Origin of the sequence: Hoylesella timonensis S9-PR14 (genome assembly GCF_000762405.1) — a bacterium.
Classification (GTDB): domain Bacteria; phylum Bacteroidota; class Bacteroidia; order Bacteroidales; family Bacteroidaceae; genus Prevotella; species Prevotella timonensis_A.
On the sequence record NZ_JRPQ01000258.1, the window covers coordinates 1 to 2,267 of the forward strand.

Below are 2,267 nucleotides of genomic sequence, written 5' to 3' on the forward strand. Positions count from 1 at the left end.
TTGAATCCTGCTTGGGCAAGACTGCTTTTCCCCCAACGGCTTTCAAGTGCCATCTGNGCGAGGATGACAGAAGANGGGATGCCGTATTTCTGCTGCTGTCTCATGGCGGCATGCGCATACTTCTTGAAAAAATCATCAGGAGTGAGAATGTCTTTNTCNTTGACGTGAAGTGCTGTGATACATTGCAACTTTACATCCCGGATATAGGTCAGGAGGTTGTANGGGTCTTCTAAATTTCCTCTTAACCTNCTGGTGATATGGAGNTGTGCGCCTGTCGATCGACCNGAAGAACCGCTGACACCAACAGGGTCACCTGCATAGATTCGNTCTCCTTTCTTCACCCAAATTTGAGATAAGTGACAGTAGCTCACNGNGTAGTCACCGTGCTNCATGATAATGTAATTGCCGCTACCAGAATCATAGCCAGTGTTCATGACATAACCATCAAACATGGCAAGTACATTTTCATAGCGTGCCTTTAAGTCCAAACCGCAATGNTCCTTTGTCTTACCAGTAAACGGATCTTTGCGNATNCCGAAAGCAGAATTTACCTCGATNCTTTGCAAAGGAAAACTTACACTGAAGTATTTGTCTATCCAATAGTCTTGAAGGCTGTTATCNACAGTCTNCTTTTGTGCAAGGACAAAGAGACAAGATGCGCTCAANACTGCAAGGAAAATATGTCTAAGAAATATAACCATCGTCTCCTTTTTTATGCTTACAAAAGTAAAATAAACCAGTTTAATAGCTGGCTCAAAAAAAAAGGAAGTCTTATATTAACATTTCAAAAACTGAAAACCCCACAAATCAGCCTAAAATCGTTTTGAAAATGTTAATATAAAAGGTTTATTATTTTGGAAGGCAGACTTTTCAAGTAACAAANTATCTTTGCAAAAACAAAAATCAATGAATTTATGAAAACAACTTTTGANGAGAATGAGATTCCGTACGAGAAATTTGCAAGTCTCGGATTGACTCAAGAAATGGTGGATGACCTTCCTGAAATAGTGATGAAAAAGATGCTTGGAGGTCAATGGACTCCTATCTTACCTATCAGCGTAGACTTGGGTGATGGTGTACGAAGATCAATTCAAGCCCGCATAAAACTTGAAAAAAGAAATGATGCCGTAGATATAATGATNGCNCCAAGAAGCGAAATGGCAGACTTGGAGGACTTTACNCCCGAGGAACAGAATACGCTCCGAAGTGGTAAAGTTATCATAACTAAAATGCCAGGAAAGGAGCAATGNTTCGTACAACTTGACGATAAGACGAACAGGGTCTTCTATATCCCAGTTTCCTTGATGGAGGATAATTTGGCATCACTGCAAAATGAGCTGGAACTCACCAATGAACANGTGGCGCAGATGTGTACTGGGAATATTATATCGGTAGACAAGCAGGAAGGAAAATTCACCTTCGGACTTGATTTCCTTGCTGACGGATGTATCAAAGTCGTCAGTGGTGATAGGGANGAATACGACAGTGTTGTTTCTCGTGAGATGCCTACATATAATTTCGGTATATACGGATGTTGGGTAAAAGAGTCTGACAACTCCTTCAAAAATTATGTTCCCGAAGAGGAATATACGGAAGATATGCAAAGGGAATTCTATCATTTAGGAGATGAAAACTCACAGAAAGCGGAACAGAAGAACAGAGGCATNCACAGATAATCTTATAAATTTACAATATGGCAAAAATAATAAATGAGTTAATTGATAAACTCGACCGTGAGGAAATAACAAACCTGCAGTGTATCACAATGCACGGTCAGGAAATGGTGAATANCTATAAAGAATGGTGCCAAGTATTGGGCTTNCAAGAAGGTGATGAAGACGGAGCTGAACANTTTGTCAACGAATTGCGATACGGTGATGAACCTGANGATGGNGATTTGCCANAAGAAGNGTGGGACAAAATTGGAGGATTTTTCAACNGATCCTCGAAAGATACAAATATGCACCACAACACAGTACAAAATAAAGGAAACGGCTTTTCATCAACGGATCTTTATAATAAGTGGAAAGAAGATAATAATTTACTTACCACTCTAAAAAACTCTGATGAAGCAGTGAAGATTACACTTTGGAGATACCTTCATGTTGACGGAGGAATTAAAACCTGTGCAAGATCTATCAACGTGTCCAAAAATACAGTAAAAAAATGGTGGAATATCCGTTACTTTATTGATGCTGCCCTTGCTGACGGCGGTCACGTTCACCCAATAAGATTGGATTATGACACCATAAAAAAAACTATCATCC

The 2,267-nt window shown here is 39.8% G+C and carries 2 protein-coding genes; one reads left to right on the forward strand and one right to left on the reverse strand.

Annotated features, from left to right (window positions below; translation table 11 throughout):
• Positions 1 to 701, reverse strand: a 701-nt coding sequence (locus HMPREF9304_RS12410) for a M23 family metallopeptidase (RefSeq protein WP_036929732.1), incomplete at its 3' end; no start/stop codon positions are given.
• 213 nt (positions 702 to 914) lie between these two features.
• Between HMPREF9304_RS12410 and HMPREF9304_RS12415 the strand changes: the two genes are divergently transcribed.
• Positions 915 to 1,676, forward strand: a complete 762-nt coding sequence (locus tag HMPREF9304_RS12415; RefSeq protein WP_036929734.1) for a DUF4099 domain-containing protein — start codon at positions 915 to 917, stop codon at positions 1,674 to 1,676.
• Positions 1,677 to 2,267: the final 591 nt, after the last annotated feature.